Source organism: Chryseobacterium limigenitum, from assembly GCF_900114875.1.
GTDB classification, from domain to species: Bacteria; Bacteroidota; Bacteroidia; order Flavobacteriales; family Weeksellaceae; genus Chryseobacterium; species Chryseobacterium limigenitum.
Genome location: NZ_FPKW01000024.1, coordinates 1 through 23,605, shown reverse-complemented (window position 1 = coordinate 23,605; position 23,605 = coordinate 1). Strand labels below are relative to the sequence as shown.

Below are 23,605 nucleotides of genomic sequence, written 5' to 3'. Positions count from 1 at the left end.
AGTAAGTAAGTAAGTAAGTAAGTAAGTAAGTAATCATTACATTTTATAACTCTAACAAAAGACAAATCTCCCGCATATTTCACGGATTACGCAGATCTTTTTCTGTAATTTTTTTGAAATCTGCGGGAATTTTAGCTATAATTAAAAATATTTCAAATTGAAATAAATATAACTCAAAATGCAACCGATTGAATTAGTAAAATAATTAACATTGTAATTATATAAATATTAATACGTCAAAATATAAAACAATTAATTAAATATTTAATAATTTCGAAACTCACCAAATCACAAAAATTACTAAACTATGAAAACAAAAATCAAAGTTGCCTTATTTACGGTAGCTCTAAGTTCCGCTTTTGCATTAGCAGGATGCGGGCAGGAAGATGCCAAGAGTGAATTAAAGGAAAATCCAAACGCTATTAATCTGGGTTCATTAGAAACCAATGCTGTTGTTCCTCTCGCCAGTTGTGCTGCTCCGGGATGGGCATCTCAAAATGGAGGAACTACAGGAGGCGGAACTGCTGCTGAAACTACAGTTACTACCTACGCTCAATTAAAAGCGGCCATTGAAAACACAGCCGTAAAAGTTGTTAAAATAACAGGAACCATAACAATTACCACACGTTTATCTCTTCAGGATCAGACAGGAAAAACAATTTATGGTGCGAGCGGTGCAAAATTGGTTTCTACAGACCAAACAGCAAGCGGTTCAGGAATTATCAACATTAAAAGATGTAACAATATCGTTGTTAGAAATTTAATTTTTGAAGGGCCGGGAGCTTATGATACAGACGGTTGGGACAATGCAATTTTAGATGATTGCAGAAATGTGTGGATCGACCATTGTGAATTCAGAGATGGTGTTGACGGGAATTTTGACATTAAAAATAAATCTGACTTTGTTACCGTTTCTTACACTAAATTCCATTATCTGAAAGCTCCAAAACCTGGTGGTTCAGGTGGAACGGATGATCACCGATTTTCAAATCTAATCGGATCAAGTGATGGCGCCACTGCCGATGCCGGAAAATTAAATGTAACTTTCGTCCGTTGCTGGTGGGCACCGGGATGTAAAGAGCGTATGCCGAGAGTGAGATTTGGAAAAATACATATCATCAACAGCTATTTCAACAGTTCTGCAAGTAATAAATGTATTGCAGCAGGTGTTCAGGCGAATATTTTTGTGGATAGAAATGTTTTTGAAAACGTAAAAGAACCTATTAATTTAATGAGCGGATTTACAGCCGTAACACAGACAGGAAGTACTTTTACCAACGTAACAGGAAATACTGCCGGAAGCGGAACCGCATTTACTCCGCCTTATACAATTCCCGGTTTATCGGTTTCTGCTGTAAAAGCAGACGTTACAGCTAATGCAGGCGCAACTTTAGGAGGCAATATTTGCAATACGTTATAAATAAAAATTAGAATTAGAGATGAAAATGACTGAGCGTAGTACTCAGTCATTTTCTGTTTACAGTAATATTTTTCTTTTATTTAGGAGCTTTTCCTGCTTTTCATTACAATCTTTTTTTTCAAAAAAGGATTTTCATTACAATCAGGGCTAGGGCTGCAGTCGCCTATTTCAATCTACGTAATTTAACAAACAGTTTGTCATCCTGAAAGGTTATAAACATAGTATTAGAGATCTGTTTAGGTCATTGCGAGGAGCGAAGCGACGAAGCAATCTATTTATGTTATTTTTTAAGATGGAGTTTCAACTGTTGAGATCATTCTGGAATAACAAACTTTATGGTTAAGGGGGATGCTTAATGTCATTTATTGAGATTGCTTCGTCGCTTCGCTCCTCGCAATGACTCCAAAAAAACTCTGCAACTCTACTACCCTAAAACCCTCCCATTCTACAACCTTCAAACTAGGGCATTACATTATTCTTCTGCACCCATTTCGGGTATTCTTTATTAATTAATTTATCCGGCGCATCACCGAACCAGCTGTACCCGTTTCTTCTTTCTTCGGAAACATCGTTATAATTATATTTTACGCTTCCGTCACGGTCTCCGAATAAAGGCCTGTTATTATTAATATCATAAAATCTTGCCCAAATGATGGAATTTTTATCTTCGGCTAAAGTTCTGACAGCTTTTCCGTTTTGTTTGGCAACGTTGTAGCTGTATCCTTCAATTTTATTGTCTTTGAACCATTTTATTGCGGCCTTTATTGATTTTTGAATCTCTGGAGTTGCCGTTTGCATCATTAAAAACCGTACAATATTTACCGATTCTCCCGTAGCCAAAGAAACAGGCTCAAAAGCCCGGGCTTTGTCCGGTTGCATCGTAATTTCATTATATTGATCTCCCCAAATTGACGGAATACCCTTCTGTACAACCTGAGTTTTCAAGATACAGTCAATTCCTTTCTGAACGGCAGTTTTAGATTTTTCCTTTAATTTAGAATCAACAACATCAAAATCATTTTTTCCTTCTGCAATGTTGTATAAAACTGTCAAAGCATTAATCATCGCGTTGTCATTGTAAGTAATCTGCTTTCTGTACAAACCTGAATTCGGATAATATTGCGGAAAACCTCCATTTTTATACTGCATCGAAAGAAGATAATTAATTCCTTTTTCTGCAGATTTTAAATATTCCGGGTTGTGTGTAGTTTTATAAGACTTAATCAGTGCATTAATCTCTCGTGAAGTAGCATTGTTATCAATCGTTGCGTGGTCGTCTCCTGTTTCTTTTATCCTTGCTAAAAGTTTTTTATCGATGGGTAAATTATAATCCACCACAGATTTATCATCAAGCTGTTTTCCCCAGCCGCCATTTGGAAGCTGGTACACCAACATTTTTTCAGCTAACGTATCTTTTATCTGAGCTGAGAACGTAGCAGTAATTAAAGAAGCTGCTATTACGGAAATTTTAAGTTTCATCATTGTATCTTATTATTTAATCTTAAATACTTTTTCAATCTGAATAGAGTTTTATGCATGTAAAGAATATTTAACAATGCAAACGATTGCACAATTCAATCCAAAGAAAAATTTTCAAAAAGCATATATGAGTTATTTTTTCAAAAATAGAAAATATTTTCAGTTTAATCTCAAAAAAACTTATCAATGAAATGTATTTTTTTAATTAATCTGAGTTCGGGATAATAATGGAAATATAATTTGTAAAAACAGCAATAATTCGAATGTTTAATATTCTGAAATTCAAATACTTAAATGATTTATTGCTATAAATTTGAAAAGCCAAATTACAAATATTTTTGTACAAATTGATGATTTTTGTAAAGAGTTTGATGCGCAAATTAAAAAATTGAAGCTGGAAGTATTAGGAGACAGCAAAAAAAGCCTTCCATTACAGAAGGCTCTACTGAATTTAAAATCTTTAAAAGTTATTTTTATAAATACTTAGGAACAATAAAAACTAATAATTTGTGTGTTTTAGAATCTGTTATCTTATCCATACTCTATGAAGAGTGTTTCGGGAATTGTTATTTGGAAAATCATCCATTTCCCAACGGTTTATTGCTCCAATACCCCAATGGTTTCGCGCCGCTACATAGAATGGAAATTCAGTTAATTCTCTGCCAGAAGCAACTCCACCGTAAAAGTCTACTGCATTCCCAGGAAGATTCGTTGTATGTCCTGTCAACGGAGTAAAGGAACTCTGAATACCAGTGGCATTACCAACCCCTGTTTTAAAGTAGGTAAGACTTCCAACATGAGAAGTTTTAAAATGCATTACCCGAGGATGACTATTTGTAATTCCATAAAAACGATATTCTGAAGGATTCAAAGCTACCTGCAACGCACGTCCTGCATTGCCCCAAAAATCTGTATTTCCACTTTCATCTGTTCCTAATGTAGATGAGCCTATAATCGGAAGTGTTGTTCTTATAGAAGTCCCAGGAGAAGTTCCACCTAAATGAAGATAATTTAATATCAAAGTCCATCCGCCACCATCAGTTGTCATATCACACTGCGCTCTCATTGGTGCATATGTAATTCCCACTTGGTCTGGGTCTATCCAATATACTCCATCGGTATTTGCCAGTCCTAAATCTAAAATTTGTTTACAGCTCGTACAAGGACCCAGATAAATTGAACATCCCGATGCCATCGTAAATGTTACCGAACCATTATTAGTTCCTGTATAAGTACCTGACAATACGTAGTTTATCGTACCTGACGCAGAAAGAGGGCCTCCTGCATAGGTAAGAGTCAACCCGTTGGAGGTAACCACATCTGCAGGCAGGCTGCATTCACCATTTGTATATGCAACACTATATGTTCCTGAATACGCTTGACCATTAATCAAACCGTTAAGCTTATAATCTGGAGATACAGCTGTACTCCATGTACCATTAGCACAATCAATAGTAGGATTTGGGGCTACTGCTATGGTTTTAGTACAATTTAGATTTATCTTCTGCCAGTTTCCTGTTAACGTTCCACAAACCGTGGGTGTACCCGATAATGTATAAGTAATGATTTCAGACTGCCCCGCAGTTAAAGTTACTGACGTAGGGTTTACAGAAGCAACCGTTATTCCTGCTACCCCCGAAAGTGTAAGATCTGTACTGTCAAGAGCAATAGTAACCTGAGAGAAAGAGTTATTGGTCAAAGTAACTTTAAAAGTATTTCCAGCTGTCATCGCTGTTCCTTTCTTATATCCTCCGCTAAATCCGTTCCCAGCAGCATTACAATCTGCTACAACAGAACTTGAGCTTCCAGATTGTAGACAGTCTGACCACCCCGCGGCTCCACCATTTAAACTCTGTTTATACAGTTTTACACAATCTTCAGTACTGTCATACATAATTGTTCCGGGAGGAACACTACCTCCTTGCGGATTTTGCATGTTGGCAGGCGATGCATTGGTAGGTAGAACCAATCCATGAGTATTCGTCAGGGGCTTATTAATATCTAAAGCGCCTCTAGGCGTTGGGGTACCTATCCCTACTTGCCCGTACAAGGTACAGCAAAAGATAAAAACGACTATAACTAATAGTCTTTTCAAAAAATAATAATGACTTTTTTTCATAATATATTTATTATAATTGTTTTATAATATTAAAATTAACCGGAGTTCGGTTTAAGCAAAATTTAAAAATAGTTGACCGTCATTTACATTTTTCAAGTTAAGTGACGGTTTTTTTAGAAAGAAACAATATGCTGTTAGCTCTCCCAAGATATTCCTTATAAAATTGTTCAAGCTTCGGTGTCTGGTGTGTTCAACTTGACAGTAATTCTTTAGTTCGTTATTTATAGTTTAAATGATAGCTCTTTTTCTAAGTAAAATCTTCTCTTTCATTGTCATTATGTGATTTTCCATATTCTTTCTAAGCTTGGTAAAGAGTTGAATACCATCTGCAAAAAGCATCCCCCACAAGGCTTTTGAGAGATATCCTTTATCGGCAAACAACTTCCTAAACAGTTGCTTGGTCATTTTCTTAATATGTTTCGGATTTCGGTCATCGACATTTCCTTTTGTCAAATAAAAGGATAAAAGTTCTCCTTTTTCATTACATACCAAATGTAGTTTGAAGCCGTAAAACCAGCCCATTGAGGACTTTCCGCGTTCGGCCAAACCTTTGAAAACTTTATGATTATGTATCCTTTGGTTTCTACAGACTTTCAAAGTTGTACTGTCCATAAAGCTGATTCCTGTGCATTTTCGAAGACATTTTTCTTTCAAAAACAAAGCGAAAACTACAAAACTTCTTTGCTGAAGTTCTAAGAATCTGTTGTAGGAAAGACTTTTAGGAAATAAATCTTTCCAATATCCACAAACTATTTCCTGGTAGTAATGTTTAAATTTTTTGTGAGCTCCCAAATGAAAGCCTATCATGATGTGATAATTTAAGAATCAAACATTTTTGAATTTCTGTTTCTTCTTTTTTTGCTGTCTCCTAATGCTTCCAGCTTTAATTTTTTAATTTGTGCATCAAACTCTTTACAAAAATCATCAATTTGTACAAAAATATTTGTAATTTGGCTTTTCAAATTCATAGCAATAAATCGTTTAAATATTTGAATATCACAAACTTAAACATGCGAATTATTGCTATTTTTCACAAATTATATTTTAATTATTATCCCGAACTCAGGTTATCTTATATTTTTTGTGGTTAAAAATATATTTTCCCCCTCTTTTTGATAATTTTTTTTCATCTAAAATTAGTACTAACTATTTTGGGAACAATTTGAGGGGGAAAAATATTTATTTAATCATCATCTATGTAAATTTTATTTCAACAAAGTTTTTTTAATTCTATCAATCAATCATTTATGTTTTGTTGAATTTTCTATTTGCAAATGTATACCGGAAATTTAAAAAAATTAGTACTACACATCTACTTCACAGTTACAAACATCTACAAATCAATAAATTAAAACCCATGAGGTAGTGAAGATGTAGTGTACAGTGTTTTGCTTATATATAAAAAAACACCTGCTTTTTTGCAGATGTTTTTCCTTATTACCATTGTTTTCCGGATAGATATATCAATATAGTAAATATTTTTTACTGTTATTTCGCCACCCCGCCTGACTGTCATATTTTACAAAAAAGATTTTCAGATCAGCCTGGCTTTCATAATCAACAAAAAAGATTTTCTTTTTAGCCTGACTTGCATATTCCGTAAAAAACCATTTACCATCGTTACTTCCTGCCTGGCTGTCATACTGAACTTTATATACTTTAAGATCAGACTGACTTTCATAATCAACCACAAAAACTTTTACATCAGCCTGACTTGAATATTCGGTTGAAAAAACTTTTTGGGCTTTTAATTGCGTTCCAAAAACAATAAGAAAAAAAATAAATAGGTGTTTCATCTTGTATCTTTTTTATCAACTTAAAAATAATCATTTTTAATCCTACTTCAATAATAAAAAAAACAAGAGCCGGTAAAAAAAACCGACCCTTGCCACACTAACATTCATATTAACATATTACATCCTTTTATCTAAAATTCAAATTCTCCGATTAGCACTCCGTCACGATTTCCTGTATCTGCTTCACTTTTATTTTGGAAAACTACAATTTTTCTTTCCTGTTTTCCGGAAGCATAATTGATGAAAACTTCTGCCATAATTGCTGTTGCGCCTGCAATACTTACCTGATTTTCGTTATAGAAATTAGTTTCAATTTTATATTTTCCTTTGATGGCTTTTTTCAATAAAAACTGCTCCGGCCCGAAACCTCCCGTGAAATCATCACTTAACCTACCACCAATTTCTGTTGATTTATGAGAATACATGCAACGCTCATTGTTGGGATCAGTTACCCAAAGATCGATGTCTGTATTGTCTTTGTTCCAGTTGATCACCACACGAATATTGACGGGCAGGTCTGCAATGATTTTAGGATTGATATTTTTGATATCCAACTCATTTCTATGATTGCTGATCAGTTCATTGATCTCCATGATGATGGTTTCTTCGATTCCGTGATCACGATTGGCCATTTCGCGGGTATAAGACTGATTTAAAATCTTATATAAATTGTCTAAAGCTCCCTGATAATCTTTGTTATCTTCCAAAGCCAATGCATAATCTCTGTAACTTTGAGGATCGAAAGGTAGCCATTCCAGTACTTTTTTACTGATCCAAAGTTCCTTATCGTAAACCTCAGCCTGTTTTAATTTGTAAGCTAATAATTTGTATAATTCCTCATTTTCAAGATCGAGATCAGCGATAGAGCTCAATACTTTTAAGCCTGTTTTCTTGTCATCAATTTTGAAAAATAACTGAGCCACGTCAAAATAATATTGAGGAGTTTCAGCGTAGTCTTTTCTATGCTCAAGATATGTCTGATAGATCTCTTCTGAATTTTTAGCAGACCCAAAAAACTTCATGTATGCAGCGTCGGATTTTACATCTACTATTGTTATTTTCCCTTTCTGAATAATTGTTTCAGCGATCTCTTTACTCTTTGAATCTCCCTGCACAGAACCAGCTCCTCTTATAGATATTCCCTGAGCTCTACCCTCAAGAGCCTGCACTACATTGGCTTGTGCTGAAGGCGTTGGTACCGGAGATGAAACAACGGTACTAGATGCGTATGCAACCGAAGATTCACTTCTTTTAATACCATAAGCTGTTACTACAACCTCTTCAATATCCATAACTCTCGCTGTATCTTTTGACCGTCTGGGTGTCGGATAATATTTGGGTTTCTTTTCAAAATCTGTATCCCACCATTTTTTCAGATTTCCGGTCATTATTTCGGCTTTTGCCATCAGATCATTGACGCGAGCATCTTTTTGAGCCTGATTATTTTTTACAATCTGATTGTATTCTTCACGCAGTTCAGATGGCGGATTTATTTCATATCGAACATAATCCTGAACATTTTCCAATACCATTAAGCTCATATTATTGCTTACCAAACCGAATTGTCTGCTGATATTTTTGATCTGATTTTTGTTTTCTTTTTCAAACATTTCCAGTTCATTCAGTTTTTTCTGAGCCCAGAATTGAGAAATCTCCCAATCTTTTACAGATTGTCTATTCACATCTAAAGAAATAGCTTTTGCCTCTGTTACTTCATTTTCGTAGCCAAATAAAACTTTTATGGTTGCCTGATTCCCGTTTAGAATTCCTGTTAGTACAAAATCCTGAGAGATCGTTTGTGACAATGAAGGATAAACTTCCGTCAATGAAGAATTATTTTCAATTCCTATAAATTTTAAAGCCTGATATAACAGTTTACGGACTTCCTTTTTAGCGTCATTTTCACTTAAGTTTAAAAATTCACCTCCTGTTTTATTACTGATAAATTTTAATTGATTAAAATTCGCATTACCGGATGAAGAAATTGTATAAACCGGCCTATTAATAGCCATTTTCAGGTCTCCGAAAGAAGACAGCCCATCTGTGAAAAATAAAACCTCATCTTCTTTTACTGATTTTAATTGTCCGAAATCAGTTCCTCCATCATACGTAACTTGGGATAAATATGATTTTAATTCACTCCAGTTTCCATCGTTTATTTTTAAGTTTTTCCCTTCATCAAACGTATTATTAAGGAAATAAATCTTCACAGAAAGGTTTTTATTTACCTTAAAATATTCTTCCAGTAAAGTAAATTCTTTGGTATGATCTCGTTTTGATCCGCTTAAAGAGTTATCCCAAATAATGGCTAATTTATTAGGTAACTTTTTTGCTTTTTCTTTGGGATCAATTCCTAGATTAGCAAGAAAATAAGAGGAGTTATCTGAGGCTCTCTGAATCAATACATTTTGAGTTCCTTCAGTCTGAGGAAAATTAATCTTCAGATTTTGAGTTGGTTTATAATTTAATTGGTGAGTTTCGGCAACCCAAACATTTCCGTTTTTAACAAAATTAAAGCTTCCATCAGGCTTTTCTTCCAACTGAGGAGAAACCGTATTCTGAAAAACACTTGTCTTTATAGTAAACTCAGGAATTTGAGCGGAATAATTAAGCGGTAAAAAATATTGGTAATTACTCCCCTGCTTTTTCAGTTCATAATTATAAGAAATCTGAACGGTTCTTTCTCCTCCATTCGCATTGATCGGATAAATTCTTGTTCGGAAATTGTTCCCTTCCACTTTTTCTAAAATTCCGGGGTCTACATTTCTTTTTTGAATAGTTTCAAAAACTTCCTTTGCTTTTTCTTTTTCTACGGGAACAGCATTTCGCAGTTTTCCGTTAATATCCAAAGCATATCCGCTCACGTTCACTCCTTCCGGAAGCGGGAACGTCAATCGGCCTTCCATTAATCGGTTAGAATTATTTTTAAAAACCATTGTGATAACGTTGGTGGAAATTCCTGCCGTAATTTTGGTTTCGATATTCAGTTTGTGAAGAATAACCTTATTATTATTCTCAAATCCTCCTTTTTTATCGGGTGTTTCAATAATCGGTATTTGCGCCCAATATAACATGGGGAAAAACAGCAAAAGTTTCAGGCATATGTTCTTCATCTTTTAAATATTTGAGGTTAATAAATGTCTCTATTTATAAAGATGCTTTGCGAACCAAAAAGGTTGGAAATAATTTTATTAAAATTTAAAAATCATTAATAATACCATTTAATCTTTGGATTTCCTGCATTAGTTTGTCGTCCAAAAAGATAAATATCCATATAGCTAAAGAGCTTTATTAAAAAAATCTAAGGAAGTTATCCGGAAGATTAAAAAAGGAGAATATAGCTGCCAAAGTGATGTAGCAAAAAAATTGAGGAGAGGAAAAAACTATTCGTACCCGGATCCCGGATTATATAAAAACAAGCCCTGACTCACCGCCAAGGCTATGTTTTAGAGTAAATATCCGCTATAAATATATTCCTAATTGTTATACTTGAGATTGATGAATGATAGTAATCAACCAATTGCCAGTGAGTTTGGTGTAAGTCCGTTGGATGCATTAACGTTTTTGTTTTGCAACTCTAAATGGCAATTTTATAAAACCTTTACCCCTTACTCTTTTTTATTTTTACTTTTTTAAACAGGCTCTTAGATTATCAAACTCGTCTATTCCTTTGTATGGAGATAGAACTACTGGGACAGTTCAATATGCTCCAAATGGATTTACTACAGTTTCTGGAGGTTTTCGTCCAGGGGTAATTATCTTATAACTACTTTGCCATTAAATAATACAATAGTAAGGATTCGTTTTGTTCATCATGTAGATGAGAGTTCTGACCTTAATAATGCAACTTTGCAAGCTTATGCATATGGAGATTTTACTGTCGTAGGTAGAGGTATTGCAAATCCGATACATTTTGTAGATGTTCAAATAAAGGGATATGATGGTTTGGCCAGAACTATAAGTTCAACTGCAACAAGTATTTCATGGGATACTACTGGCACAAGTACCGCCTTAGGGACAAGTACGATTACACTAAATCAAACTACAGGAGAATTGAGAATTACTAATGGAAATCCACTTGTTTTCAGCTATATGTTTGAAATATTGGGAGGAATGTAAATATTAACTATTTTTTACTGTAATTAATTTTTCCCAACTGATAAATTTTGGATTTGAAAAAAAATAATATTATGTCTGTTATTTCTAATAGTTTGTATATTTATTTGACTATAAATGCTTGTAATGAGAATGTTTTAATAAATAATATTGAATTATTAGGTATTTTTTATTTCGAAAAGAATGTAAAGAGTGATCTATTTCATCACTCTCACATTCTTAACACGAAACACTAATGAAAATATCGTTAAAAATTATCTACTTTCAGCTTTTTGTAATTGTATTTCATTACTGAATAATACATAGCTTTGAAGTATCATCAAATAATGAACCTGATGGGCAAGTAAATTTATATGTTTCCATTTTATTGTTGACAAGTATACATCTGTAATATTTTTGCGGATTATTAGGGTCTATATAAATTCCTTGTTGACCTTTACAGACATATGCTGTTACTTCTACTGGTATTGAAAGTGTACAAGTGCTTCCTCCAATATTAATGGTAAAGTTAGCAGGCCCTGCTCCTGTTGGAGTTCCAGATATTGTATATATAATTGTTCCATTACCGTTTGCAAAGTTTCCTGCAGATAAAGTTGCCGTTAAACCAGCTACGCCTGTTGACAATATTGTTTGCCCTGTATACGAACCTCCATTTCCTCCAGTATAAGCGATTGTAGAAACTACACCTGACACAGCAGTACCTGCCGATAGTGCACCTGTGGTACTTGCTCCTGCACAATTTAGACTTGAAATAGAACCAGCGGCGGCAACTACTGTCCTTGAGAGTATACATGATTGTCCGCCAATATTTATAGCAAAATTGGCTGTACCTGTTCCTGATGGAGTCCCTGTAATAACATATGTAAGAGAGCCTGTTCCATTACTAAAACTTCCTGCTGTTAAAGTTGCTGTTAAACCTGTTACTCCTGTTGAATTTACGGATTGACCAACATGGGTACCACCGTTACCACCAGAATAAGGTATAATCGAAGTTACTCCAGAAGCACTTATACCATTTGTTAAAGTTCCGTTATTACCAACACTTATACAATTAATAGCCGTTATATTTCCCTGTGGTGGAGTAATACTGCCACACATCGATACCCATGAAGCAGAATTCCAGAAATCCATGCAATTGGTGCTTACATTATAAATCATTAATCCCGCAGGTTTAGGACTTAAAGCATCCCTTTGTGCTGTAGTAAGTCTTGGTGGAAGAAAGCCCTGATTAGTAGAGGATAATTCAAGAATAGCACTATTTGCAGGAGTTGTTGTTCCAATTCCAACACTTCCGTTAGCTTTCATTGTGGCAACGGTTTTAAGAGTCTGTCCATCACCATATGTTCCAGTAGCATTAGTTCCTACGTTAAATTGCAACCCATTTTCTGCTCCAGAAGCATTGATAGACGGAACATAAGAGTTTACATTAAACCAAAGATTATCCCAACTTCCACTCCCGGCAGAATTCTTAATACCAAAGGTGGTACCTACAATATCAACTGTTGCTGTAGGTGTAGTTGTACCTACTCCGATTCTATTATTAGCGGCATCTACAGAAAATGTTGCACCGTCTACAGAAAATAAATTTGCAGAAGTTCCAGTGAAAGCTAATGTATTAGCCCCTTGTGTTACAATACGATTACCTATAACTGTTCCGTTCGTATTATAAATATTAGGGGAATTCTGTATCGGTATTGCCTGCCATGTTGCCACACCATTTGCGTCAGATGTTAAAACCTTGTTTTCTCCCTGAGTACCATCTACAATTTTTACAGCACCACTTGTAGCAGATTCTATATGGAATAGATTGGTAGGTGTCTGAGTGCCAATACCAATGTTACCAGATGATTTCATGGTCATTCTTGGAGCATATCCGGAGGCATTTCTTGTATAAAACTGTAGTCCTGCATAACCATTATTTCTATCTCTGTCAATCCCTTTTATAGAAGCACCGCTAATACCATCTGCCGTGATAGCTGGAATAAAATCCAGACTTGCAAACTGAGAGTTGGTACCGTTTGCATTAAATAAATTTATATTCCTCGCGGTGCCCTGCCCGCAGGGTGTACCACAATTATTTATTCCTGCTGAAAATGCATCAATCGTATTACCGGCAGTAGGGTTCACTACTGACAATACTGATGGCGGAGCAATGGTTCCAATTCCCACCCTATTATTTAGAGCATCTATGGAGAAAGTCTTTCCATCTACACTAAAATGACTCGTTCCTGTTGTAGCAGTACTTGTAAAGGCTAATGTTTTATCAGCCTGTGCCACAACTCGGTTAGAGCTGATAGTTCCATTGTTTTCATAAATACTGGTATCTGCAAATAATGTAGGGTCAGTAACCATCTTTGTCCAAAATGTTCCGTCAAAATAATAATATCCTGGTGAATCTATTTGAGCAGCAGCTCCAGATTGCGTACCTGTTGTAACATTATTTATATAAATTAACGTAGATGTTTCAACACCTGTCATCGATTGCGCTCTTTGTCTGTCAACTCTAGGTACCAAAAGTCCTTCTGCTGTTCTTGCAGTGCCTGTAGGATTTTTTGCAGTAATATCAAAAGTGGATTTTGGATTAGGAGTATTCACACCTACTTGTGCAATCGATAATCCAGAAATTGCTATCGCTGATAATAATAAAATGTTTTTTTTCATTTTCCTTAAATTTAGTGTTTAATAAATTTTTTTTGTAACTGATGAATGTGTTTTCAGAATCTAATTTTTTATCTTTGAGAAGTGCACTCTCTACTTGATAATTTTGTTCTGCAAAGTTACCGTCATCAATACGGAAAATATCTACTGCATTCCTACTTGGAAAAACTCAAATACCTAAAAATCAAATATTTAAACATAAAACAAAGTGTATATGTAGTACCTAAATAAGGTTTATTTTATTCCAGAAAATATATTTCATTCTTAAAAATATATTTTTATATGATTAAAATTTCACAGAAATAAGCAATTATATCATAATAAATTAAAAAATAATTAATTTTGTTTTAAATAAAAACATCATGTTTTCTCAAAAACTCAAACTGTTTCTTTTTTTATTCTTATTCCTAATTGGAAAAAATTATTATTCACAAATTTTTACTTTAAATAAAATTGATAGTATATCAGGCGAATTTGAAAAACATGGAGATTATAAGAGGATTGTAGTATATAATTTAGAGCTTGTTAAACAATCCAAAAAAACTAACAATAAAGAAGTTCTTGTTATCGCGTATATAAATTTAGGAAGAACACTATGTACATTAAATAGATATAAAGAAAGCTTATATTACTTAGATAAAGCAGAAGAACAAATTAGTGAAATTAAAAATAACCTTCTTGAGTCCAGGTTATATGCACAGTATGGTAGAAATTATTATGCCTTAGGCTTATTTAAAGAATCTGTTAAAAATTTTAACAAATCTATCAGCTTTGCAAAAAAACTGAAAGATTTGAAAAACAAGAACAATCTTCTGTATTATAACTATGCCTGGAAATTGGATAATTTTCACGAATTGAATCTAATAGATTCCATGTATATTATGCAAAATAAGTGTATAAAATTAGGCCCAGAACCACTATTATACGTTACTATAGCAGCGAGACATCTGAAAGATAAAATACACTTGGATTCTACTGAGTATTATTTAAAAAAAGCGCTGAAAATTACCGACAACTATCCCTTATATCAAAAATCCCGAGCATATTTTATTTACGGAAAATTTTATACTGAGAAAAAAGATAATGAAAGTGCGCTTAAATATTATCTGAAAGCATTAGATATATTTAAAAAAACACAACGTCAAAGTGATAAGAGAGATGCTTATAAATCTATTGCAGAAACATATAAATCTCTTAACGAAAAAGAAAAGGCAAATGAGTATTTAGAAAAATACAGTAATATTAATGATAGCATTAATGAATCAGAAAAAAGCAGTTTAGATATTCCTATAGAAAAAGTAATCAAAGAGAAAGAAAATCAACAAAAAAATGAAAAGTATCAACTCTATCTAATTATATTTTTAATAGCCGCTTCTGCCCTGATAACAATTTATTATATTAGAAAAAGCTACATAAAAAATCAAAGTAATAAAGTTCAAATATTAAACGAAAAAATTAAAGAAACGGAAATTCTTAAAAATAAACTTACAATAAGTACCGAAGGAGTAATAAAATTAGCAAAAAAAAATGACCCTTTTTTTTTATCTCGTTTTCAAGATGTTTATCCTGAATTTTATGAAAAGTTAAAAACGCAACACCCTTTACTCACACTGAAAGACTTAAAAATATGTGCCTTAATAAAACTTAATCTTACCAGTCAGGATATTGTTGAGTGTGAAAACATATCTTTAAGAACCGTAGAAACAAAGAAATATCGATTAAAAAAGAAATTAAATCTGTCTGTTGATGATGACTTAAATATTTGGATTCAAAATTTATGACACACTCTGGGGGATAGTGTCTCAGAATTCTTGCAAAAAGATAAAAAAAACACTCACATTACTGCAAGTGCTTGATTTTAAAAGTGGTCCCACCTGTAATGTCCCCCGTGTATTTATGAGGAGTTGGATGATATTATATTTACTTTATATCAGCAATCTATAAAAATTTTGGAGTTATGAGGAGCTATATGGATGTAGATGGGTTTAAGCGTGTTTCGTAAATTTAGTTGAAATGATGACTTACAGCTTTTTCATTAAACCAATTAAAGGTATAAATCATATTTCTTTTCTAAGAAAGCATTTATTGCTTTTTTAGATTTTAAATTTATTAGCTTTTTTCTTTCATCTCTATTAAAAGAAGGAATTCCAAAATTTTTAACATAGTTCTTTGCTAAAGAGAAATAATTATTTGAATACGGCTTACTCGTATTTTCAATATAGTACCAAAATATATCTGAAGACAATATTTTTTTCAGAAAGATTAAATCCTCGAATGAATCTGAAATAATTGCATAACCATTATAAAACATTAAATCTTCATCATCTGTATAAACAAAGTATGGCATATTTGATATATATGGAAACAATAATTTCTTTCCTTTTATATTTAAAGCTTGTGTCCTTCCAAATGAAAACCATTCTGGATAATTTCTTTGCCCTTTATCTCTTAAATCTAATTCTGATTTGTAATTAGACAAATAGAGATGTGCATTTGGATATTTCTCTTCAAATTCCGATTTCGGAATAACACTAACAATTTTAGACTCAGAATCAATCTTATAAGGAAAAATAATCTTCTCTTTTAAAATAGGTATCTCCTCTTCTTTTTTCAATACATTTGGTTTTATTGCATCTCTACACAATGCTTTTTCAACAATATACTCAACATCATCTTTAACAAACCTGTAATGTGTTTCATTTTCGCCCACTGATTTAAATAGAAATACATCATTTTTTAAAGTAGCAAAACCATTTCTAATATTAAATAAATTTCCCAAACTATCACCAATATTTTCAATTTTTCGGATGTTTGCTTGAGTAACATAGTCATCCAATAACCAGCCATCTTGATCATTTAATTGTTCATAATCGATTGAATAAAAACTGTTGTCAGACAGATTAGATAGATTACCTAATTTAGACTTTGAATATAAAATATCTCCTTCCTTTTTATCAATTAAACAAATGCATGTATATGTTAATCTATTATTAAATATTTGTTCTGAGCCGAAATCTATAATCTTAAAAGAATATTTTTTCGCAGAAAAATAGCTTCTTAAAGCTCTTCCATTTAAGCTTTTATAAAATGTATTCACTGTGATATATCCTAAAGAACCATTTTCATTCAACCATTTCAACCCTAATTCAAAAAAAGGTATATACAAGTCTGCCTTACCAGTAGATGCAACAGACCAATTCTTCAATAACGCTTTAGAATCTTCATCAATATTTGTCGAGCCTACATAGGGTGGATTACTAAAGATATAATCAAACCCACCTATTTCCCTAAAAATATATGAGGATTCTCGCCAATTAAACGATAAAGAGTTACCAACATACAAGTTAAAATTAAACTTATCTTCATCTTCCCCATGTGTTATTGCCAATAAACAAAGTAAAATTTTAGTTCTATAGATACTATATTTCTTGATGTCTATACCAAACAAATTCTTTTCGTAAATATTTTTGAATCCGATACCTGAACTATACAGTAGTTTAGCAACATCAAATAAAAAACCTCCGCAGCCACAAGCTACATCACAAAATGTTTTTTTTGATAAATCCTCATTCTTTAACGATGAGTTTATTATAAATTGTCTAATATTTGATGGAGTGTATATAGCTCCGTTAATAATTTTATCCGATGGAGATACTACAAATTCGAATAATGTTATTAACAATTCGAAATCACAATTTTGATTTTCACTATTAAATAAGTCTATTAAATCTAAAAGTTTCTGATACTCTTCAGCATCTCCCTCATCAATTAGTAAACTTTTAATTAAGATATTATTTTTAACAGAGATTGAGTTTAATTGACAAAAAGTTGATACGATTAATCTATTAACCAGTGACTCATTGAATGAATATTTACCTATAAAATTTAGAATTTCTTTATAAAGTTTCACTATGAATTGATTATTAATTGAGGACATAAAAAAGACGGAGTCCAATGATTCCCAATATTTAAAGAATTGTGATCATAGTTCCAAGTACTTGATATTGTATGATAATATGGTTTAAGAATACGAGCTTGATATTTTTCTATAAGATTTACATACTCTTGTTCACTCTGCAATATTAAGGCTCTTATATCCGGAAAGAAATAAGATAAAATATAGTCAATTCCCAAAACAAATTCCATAGGGTAATGAGCTATTCGAGGGGCTTCAAAGATTATTAGCTTTCCCGAATCAACATCTCTACCAATATCCATGATATTTTTTCCACCAAATTGGAAGTGATAAAAAGGATGGGGTTCTATTGGCAATTCATCTCCTGGCTTATATAGATGTCTATCTAGATGGTAACTTGTAATAAAATCCTGTCCGTTATATTCACCTGAAACTGTAATATTGAAAATCAACCATAAGAAAGGATCTTTTAGAGTACCAATATCATTACAATTTCCAACCAAATCAAAGTCAAGAGTAAGTTCTAACTTTTCTATATCTTTTGGATGTCTTTTCTCAGGGTATTTTTCTAATTTAAAGTTTAGCGAATTGATTTTATAACCCCAATTCTCTTCACTAGCGACACCATTACATAAAATAGCTCTATTAGAACTTAAAGTTGTTATTGCAGCCTCTATATTTCCTAAAGATGCATTATGAAAATATTTATAGAGTACATTGCTAAATGCTCTAATATCCTTAGCTAAATCTTTTCTAATTTTAAGATACTCCTCATTAATTTCCATAACTTTCAGCTCCATATTTTTGTTTAAGCTCCTGAAATCTATCCTTTTCAGTAGGATGTAATTTTAACCCTAACTTGACAAAATCATATTCTATCAATCCCTTAATCGAAACGTAGGATTTATCTTGCCATATTTGAGAATTGTTTAAAAGAAGTAGTCCATCTCTAGTATCAATAGGTTTTTTCAATATTTGGCAAACAGTCCAAAATTTAGAACTCATCCATGAATTTATAGGTACAGCTGGTAATAATTCTTGTATTTCAAATTTTTCAGATAGAAATTTAACTCTTTCAGTAGCATTTAAAGTAATTAAACTTTTAGCAGTGGGAAAAGTATCTTCCCACCAATATATAAGTTTTTGTGCCCACCACCTATCAGAATTAAAACTAAAGATTCCAGTATACTTACAATAGGAGTTTATGCTTTCTAATAATGGGTCCAAATTTTTAGACTCCTTATCTATTCCTAATCTAGCGAATAGTGTATCTTCAGAAATCAATATTCCATCCTTGTTTATTACTTCATTATTTATGTATTGTGATACTATTGATATTAGGTTATTATCTAAATTATGATAAAAATTAAGAGACTTAAAATCTTCTTTAGGAATTTGTAACAAATCATGAATTTTAAGTCCTTTCTCAATTTCTACATAAGATGAAATTATAGAATACATAGTTTTTTCATAAAATACTCCTTCCGCTGCTAAATTATTTTTAGATATGAAAAAATCAAATAAGTCATGTGAAGATACGTCAGTATCATAAAAATCTTTTTTCTTATCATCTGAAGAAATAAGAAAAATAGGAAACTCTTTGAATTTTGCATCCTTGCCACTTTGATATGTTCTTATAGCTCCTGCAAGAACTTGAGCTGGGTATGAAGCATAATTTGATTTACCCTTTAGATTTTCATTCAGTTTTAAGTCAATTAAACAAGCATCGATATCCGAAAATTCAGATCTAATTTTTTCAACATAGTCTTCAAGTTTTTCTGGATAACTTAAAACAATATCAATCAACGCTTGTGATGTTAAAGAGTTTACAATAGGTTCTATTTTTAATTTTTCATCTTTATCATCATCTATATATAAAACTTTAAAAGTAGTCATTTGGGATGTCTTCATTTTTTGCTATTGGTATTTCGATTCTTATGTTTGTAGAATAATTTTCTTCAGGATTCTCTACGGTAATTTCTCCTTGATAACTTTCTATAATATCTTTAATAATTTTTAAACCTAGTCCTGTACCTGATAACTCATTAGAAATATTAGATTTACTCCTTGGACTAGATGTTGTGAAAAATGCATCAAAAATTTTCTCTCTATTTTCAAATGGAATTCCATCCCCATTATCTAAAAACTCTACAAAAAGCTTATCTTCTAATTTGCCCGCATTTATTTTTATTTTTCTATCAATAATTCCCCGTCTTTTCATTGCCTTTTTAGAATTACTATAAAGATTAAACAAAATTGAAGCCCATTCTGATGGATGCATTTTACAAGTGTATAAATCAATATCTAAGTAATTTACATCAAGAGCAATATTATTTCGCAATAAATCATTTTCCAAACTTTTAAAAAATGGGTTTATAACATGTCTCAAATCAATTACTTTCAATTCTCTATTTACATTCTCAGAAATTGTTTCATCAAAATAAGAAGCATAGATTCTAAATGATTTAAAACGACCTTGTAAGTCCAATGCTTTTTCATATTCTTCACTAGCTATAGGTAAATTATCCAGAAGGAATTGAGTGTCAATTTCAAAAGGTGTTAGATATTGAAATATTTCATGGGTAAATTCACCAATCACCACTCCTAAACCAGCAAGAACTCTTAACATATTTATCTCATCGATAAATTCTAGAGCATGACGGAGCTCTTCAGCTTTTTCCCTTGCTTTATTGGCTTTTTCTCTGTTCTTCTCTTTTGTCTCCTCATCATTGAATGTAAAACCATCAGAATTTTCCTTTTCAAATTCATTAGCAAAATCTTCGAGTATTTCAACTGCTTCTTCAACTGCTTGCTTTGCAGTCCTAGAATATTTTCTATCCCAATCTTTTTGATCTGTTGTTTCTTTAATACCTCTTTCTGATGCTATTCTTCTGACTGCTGATGTCAGGCATTTATATGTGAAGTCTACTAATTCTTGATATGCTTCGTTACTCAAAAATCCTTCCCGACTTGACAATTCAACAAAATTTGGATTATCTCCTTTTATTTCAACAAATCCAAAAAAGTTATGATTACCATGTACAAACAAATACCTTCTAGTCCTTACAGATTCATCTAATGTTACCCAATCATTATCTTCTTCGCCATATGGTAATACTCTAAAGCCATTTCTGTAAATTTTTATACCACCTTTTTTACTATCAATATATGTTTCAACTTGTTTCGGAATTAAGCCTACATTATATATGTAATAGTAAGCTTTAAGACTTACACCTTTTAAAAATTTATATGGAACATTATCAATATTATCATCTTTACTGATTAATTGATTTGAAATAGTAGTAACTCCTGATAATTTACTATCAACAATCTTCCAATATCCCATATTATGCTCATCAATACCACCCATTATTTCCGCTGCAGCATGATCATAGAACATAGATTGAGTATCAGCAATTATATTCGAATCTTTAAAACAACTAATAGTAAAACCTGGGTCTTTAATTATTTCGTGATCACTCTCTGGGTTTAAATTTTCCACATTTGAAATTGGAAAGGGCTGAATAATATCAAGAGTATATCTATATACTCTCTTAATCATTGCTTCTGACCACCAGTCCCGTAAATCATCAATTATTAAAGTCGTGCCTTTTGTTTTTGTTTTTTCAACAAATTCCAAAGAATTTGAGATTGACATCAGGTCTTTATCAATGCTATAATTATCCCAATCAATTTTTAATTTTATTGCTTTTGTAGAATCAGCTGTTTGAGTAATTATTGTTAAAGCACTTCCAAGTCGTTGTGTAGCAAATCTTCCTATCCCCTTTCTACCGGCACGACTCCTGCTGTAAATTGGAGATAAAGGCTCATGAATCTTCTCAGTAGACGAAATTCTCATAAAACCACTTAATAGTTGTTCTCTGGACATACCATTACCGTCGTCATCAATAATTAACTGTCCTCCGTAATCATCAACATCATTAAAATATATTTTAGAAAAGGTAGAGTCAGCATCAAATGAATTTTTTACAAGCTCAGAAACTGCGGTTTCGTGTCTAGCTACTAATTCTTTTCCTAACCTATCTATAACACCTGCATCTACTAAAAAACGGGCATTATTTTCATCTAATAAAGCCAAGTCTCTTGATAGACTGAGAATCAAATCTATATTATCAGGATCATTAATAATTACATCTTGTAATTTTTTTTGAATTTCTATTTTTTCAGACATTACATATCTTTGTAGACAAATGTAAGTTAAAAAAAGTATTTTTAATTACAAAAACACATTCCAGTTAAATAACAATAATGTGAATAAATCTCTTTTATTAGTGATAACTGAAATACTATTTCGCATACATGATATTTAAATGAAGATAATTATCACTGAATATATAATTACTTCGTGTGTTGCAGTAATAAAAAGATTATTTGCTTTCTACGTATTTTGAAATATCAAATGAATAATCAGTACAGTCTGAACCACCTCTCTTAATTTTCTCCTTCGCTTTCAACCATCTATCAGTCACATCTCTTTGTGAAACTAATATTTTTTCAGAAGCATTATTGATTTGGTCTTTTGTATCAATATAATACTGGGTAAATACCTGCTTCACTGGATAATTAAAATATTCAATAGGAATTGTACAGGATTTTAATTCATCAATTGACCAAATTTCGTTTGGTTTCCAGTCGTACTTAGTCTGGGAATTTGCAATAGAACTCAAAACTGGATCAAAAGAAGAATCAATACTACTACAATTAAGCTCATTTCCATTTTCGAGGACAAGTATGACTTCTCCTTCTACAGTTGCAGATTTGTATATGTTTTTTGTGTTGTTTTTTAGAACGCCTTTAAATACGTAAACTGTGGATACAGGGTCATTATTTCTTCCTGTTGAACTGCTTAGTACAACGAAATTACTAAACTTATTTTTTTCTAATAAGAATTTGTCTGTTCCGTCTTCATTGAGGTATGATGTATCTACCTCGTTATTTGCTGAAAATTGTTTGCTGCAAGTGATAAACACTATTGGAGTTAATAAGATAAGTAGTAATGTTGAAAATTTTGTTTTCATTTTATTTATTGGTTTTCAATTTTATAGACTTTTGTCTGATATTCCTTACTGAAACCCGTAACGATGTATGAAAACAAAAAAAACAGGCTTGAGACGTTTGTCTCTACCTGTAATCGAGGGAGTCGAAGCCCTATCCACAAAGTAAAGCAACGCTCAAGCCCTTAGACTCAAGCATTTTGCTAAACTTTTCCTGTGGATTACAAAATTTTCGACTTTTCGATTACAGAAATCAGTTTGCTAAATGCAGTATATTTTTATTCTAATAAATATCTATTGAAATTTTTATTCTTATAATTTTTTGTTTGTTCGTTTACTAGCGTAAAGCTATTAATTTTAATAGTGTTAAACAACAATTTTATGTTTTTAACCTTAGTAACAATTCAATATTCTTCAATCTTAATTATGATAAAACTTAATTTGAGTAGTATTCTCGGTTCAAAAATCGGGTTTTATTTCAATTTGGGTGTCTGACATCAAACCGATTATAAATTAATCTACTTTGTTAAAAACAATGTTCATATAAAGGAGATGTTTAAAGCACCAGTTTTGCATTTCAATTTTGTTTTTTGTTAAAACTACAAGTGATGATTCTCCTTTGATGGGTATAATATCCTGTTACGATCCGATACTTTTTAAACAGTCCTTTTTCATTTAGAGATTTCGTCCAGTTCGTTATGGTTTCTACACTTGCATTCAGGCGATTTGAACTTGCAACTATTTTTGAGACAAAATTTATATACTCTTTATGCTACATTTTTAGATTGATTAGACATTAAATTTTGATACTCTTTTATGGTTAAATTTCCTAAAGCCGAATGCCTTCTGTGAGTGTTGTAAAATGTTTCTATATATTCAAACACAGAGTTTTTAGCATGATCTCTAGTTTCATATTTATTTTGATAGACAAGTTCGGTTTTCAGAGTTTTGAAAAAGCTCTCAGCTACAGCATTGTCATAACAATTTCCTTTTCCGCTCATGCTTCGAGTAATGTTTTTTCCGACTATTGATGTAAATTCTGTACACGCATATTGTATCCCTCTATCTGAATGGAAAATCAAGCTA

General features: G+C 32.1%; 14 protein-coding genes and 2 pseudogenes. 4 read left to right on the top strand and 12 right to left on the bottom strand.

Annotation, left to right across the window (positions count from 1 at the left end):
• Window positions 1–307 precede the first annotated feature (307 nt).
• Window positions 308–1,420, top strand: coding sequence for a pectate lyase family protein (locus BT156_RS19380; RefSeq protein WP_072412585.1), 1,113 nt, complete (start codon window positions 308–310; stop codon window positions 1,418–1,420).
• 459 nt (window positions 1,421–1,879) lie between these two features.
• Here BT156_RS19380 and pelA read toward each other — a convergent pair whose 3' ends face one another.
• Window positions 1,880–2,902 carry a pectate lyase gene (gene pelA, locus BT156_RS19375; RefSeq protein WP_228430204.1) on the bottom strand — a complete coding sequence of 341 codons (1,023 nt, stop codon included), beginning with the start codon at window positions 2,900–2,902 and terminating at the stop codon, window positions 1,880–1,882.
• Between the two features lie 304 nt (window positions 2,903–3,206).
• Here pelA and BT156_RS22670 point away from each other — a divergent pair.
• Window positions 3,207–3,320: pseudogene (locus BT156_RS22670) on the top strand (IS982 family transposase); the annotation flags it as partial.
• Window positions 3,321–3,425: 105 nt separating this feature from the next.
• Here BT156_RS22670 and BT156_RS19370 read toward each other — a convergent pair.
• From BT156_RS19370 to BT156_RS19355, 4 genes and pseudogenes are all read right to left on the bottom strand, one after another.
• Window positions 3,426–5,018: a fibrinogen-like YCDxxxxGGGW domain-containing protein gene (locus BT156_RS19370; RefSeq protein WP_170857346.1), complete on the bottom strand. Its 1,593-nt coding sequence runs from the start codon at window positions 5,016–5,018 to the stop codon at window positions 3,426–3,428.
• A gap of 51 nt (window positions 5,019–5,069) precedes the next feature.
• Window positions 5,070–5,986 (bottom strand): annotated as a pseudogene (locus BT156_RS22665) (IS982 family transposase).
• Window positions 5,987–6,481: 495 nt separating this feature from the next.
• Window positions 6,482–6,814: a 7(1) septoil knot domain-containing protein gene (locus BT156_RS19360; RefSeq protein WP_072412583.1), complete on the bottom strand. Its 333-nt coding sequence runs from the start codon at window positions 6,812–6,814 to the stop codon at window positions 6,482–6,484.
• Window positions 6,815–6,945: 131 nt separating this feature from the next.
• On the bottom strand, window positions 6,946–9,927 hold the full coding sequence (locus BT156_RS19355; protein ID WP_072412582.1) for a VIT domain-containing protein: 2,982 nt from the start codon (window positions 9,925–9,927) through the stop codon (window positions 6,946–6,948).
• A gap of 736 nt (window positions 9,928–10,663) precedes the next feature.
• On the opposite strand from BT156_RS19355, the gene BT156_RS19350 reads away from it, so the two are divergent.
• The gene (locus BT156_RS19350; protein ID WP_139255527.1) at window positions 10,664–10,933 is read left to right on the top strand and encodes a hypothetical protein; all 270 of its coding nucleotides are present in this window, start codon (window positions 10,664–10,666) and stop codon (window positions 10,931–10,933) included.
• A 285-nt stretch (window positions 10,934–11,218) separates the two neighbouring features.
• Here BT156_RS19350 and BT156_RS19345 read toward each other — a convergent pair whose 3' ends face one another.
• Window positions 11,219–13,591 (bottom strand): chitin binding peritrophin-A domain-containing protein, encoded by a 2,373-nt coding sequence (locus BT156_RS19345; protein WP_072412580.1) that lies wholly within the window; start codon window positions 13,589–13,591, stop codon window positions 11,219–11,221.
• A gap of 359 nt (window positions 13,592–13,950) precedes the next feature.
• Here BT156_RS19345 and BT156_RS19340 point away from each other — a divergent pair, with 359 nt between their 5' ends.
• A complete protein-coding gene (locus BT156_RS19340; protein ID WP_072412579.1) occupies window positions 13,951–15,369 on the top strand; it encodes a tetratricopeptide repeat protein in 1,419 nt (472 codons plus the stop codon).
• A 263-nt stretch (window positions 15,370–15,632) separates the two neighbouring features.
• Here BT156_RS19340 and BT156_RS19335 read toward each other — a convergent pair whose 3' ends face one another.
• From BT156_RS19335 to BT156_RS19310, 6 genes are all read right to left on the bottom strand, one after another.
• Entirely contained in the window at window positions 15,633–17,498 is a 1,866-nt protein-coding gene (locus BT156_RS19335; RefSeq protein WP_170857345.1) for an HsdM family class I SAM-dependent methyltransferase, read from the bottom strand.
• On the bottom strand, window positions 17,498–18,304 hold the full coding sequence (locus tag BT156_RS19330) for a hypothetical protein (RefSeq protein WP_072412577.1): 807 nt from the start codon (window positions 18,302–18,304) through the stop codon (window positions 17,498–17,500). Before BT156_RS19330 ends, BT156_RS19335 begins: the two co-directional genes overlap by 1 nt.
• On the bottom strand, window positions 18,279–19,415 hold the full coding sequence (locus BT156_RS19325; RefSeq protein WP_072412576.1) for a hypothetical protein: 1,137 nt from the start codon (window positions 19,413–19,415) through the stop codon (window positions 18,279–18,281). The genes BT156_RS19330 and BT156_RS19325 overlap by 26 nt, the downstream gene beginning before the upstream one ends.
• A complete protein-coding gene (locus tag BT156_RS19320) occupies window positions 19,387–21,696 on the bottom strand; it encodes a sensor histidine kinase (RefSeq protein ID WP_083582410.1) in 2,310 nt (769 codons plus the stop codon). Before BT156_RS19320 ends, BT156_RS19325 begins: the two co-directional genes overlap by 29 nt.
• A 196-nt stretch (window positions 21,697–21,892) precedes the next feature.
• Window positions 21,893–22,543, bottom strand: coding sequence for a hypothetical protein (locus tag BT156_RS19315; protein ID WP_072412575.1), 651 nt, complete (start codon window positions 22,541–22,543; stop codon window positions 21,893–21,895).
• 743 nt (window positions 22,544–23,286) lie between these two features.
• Window positions 23,287–23,605: integrase core domain-containing protein (locus tag BT156_RS19310; RefSeq protein WP_139255526.1), on the bottom strand; the 319-nt coding region annotated here is incomplete at its 5' end.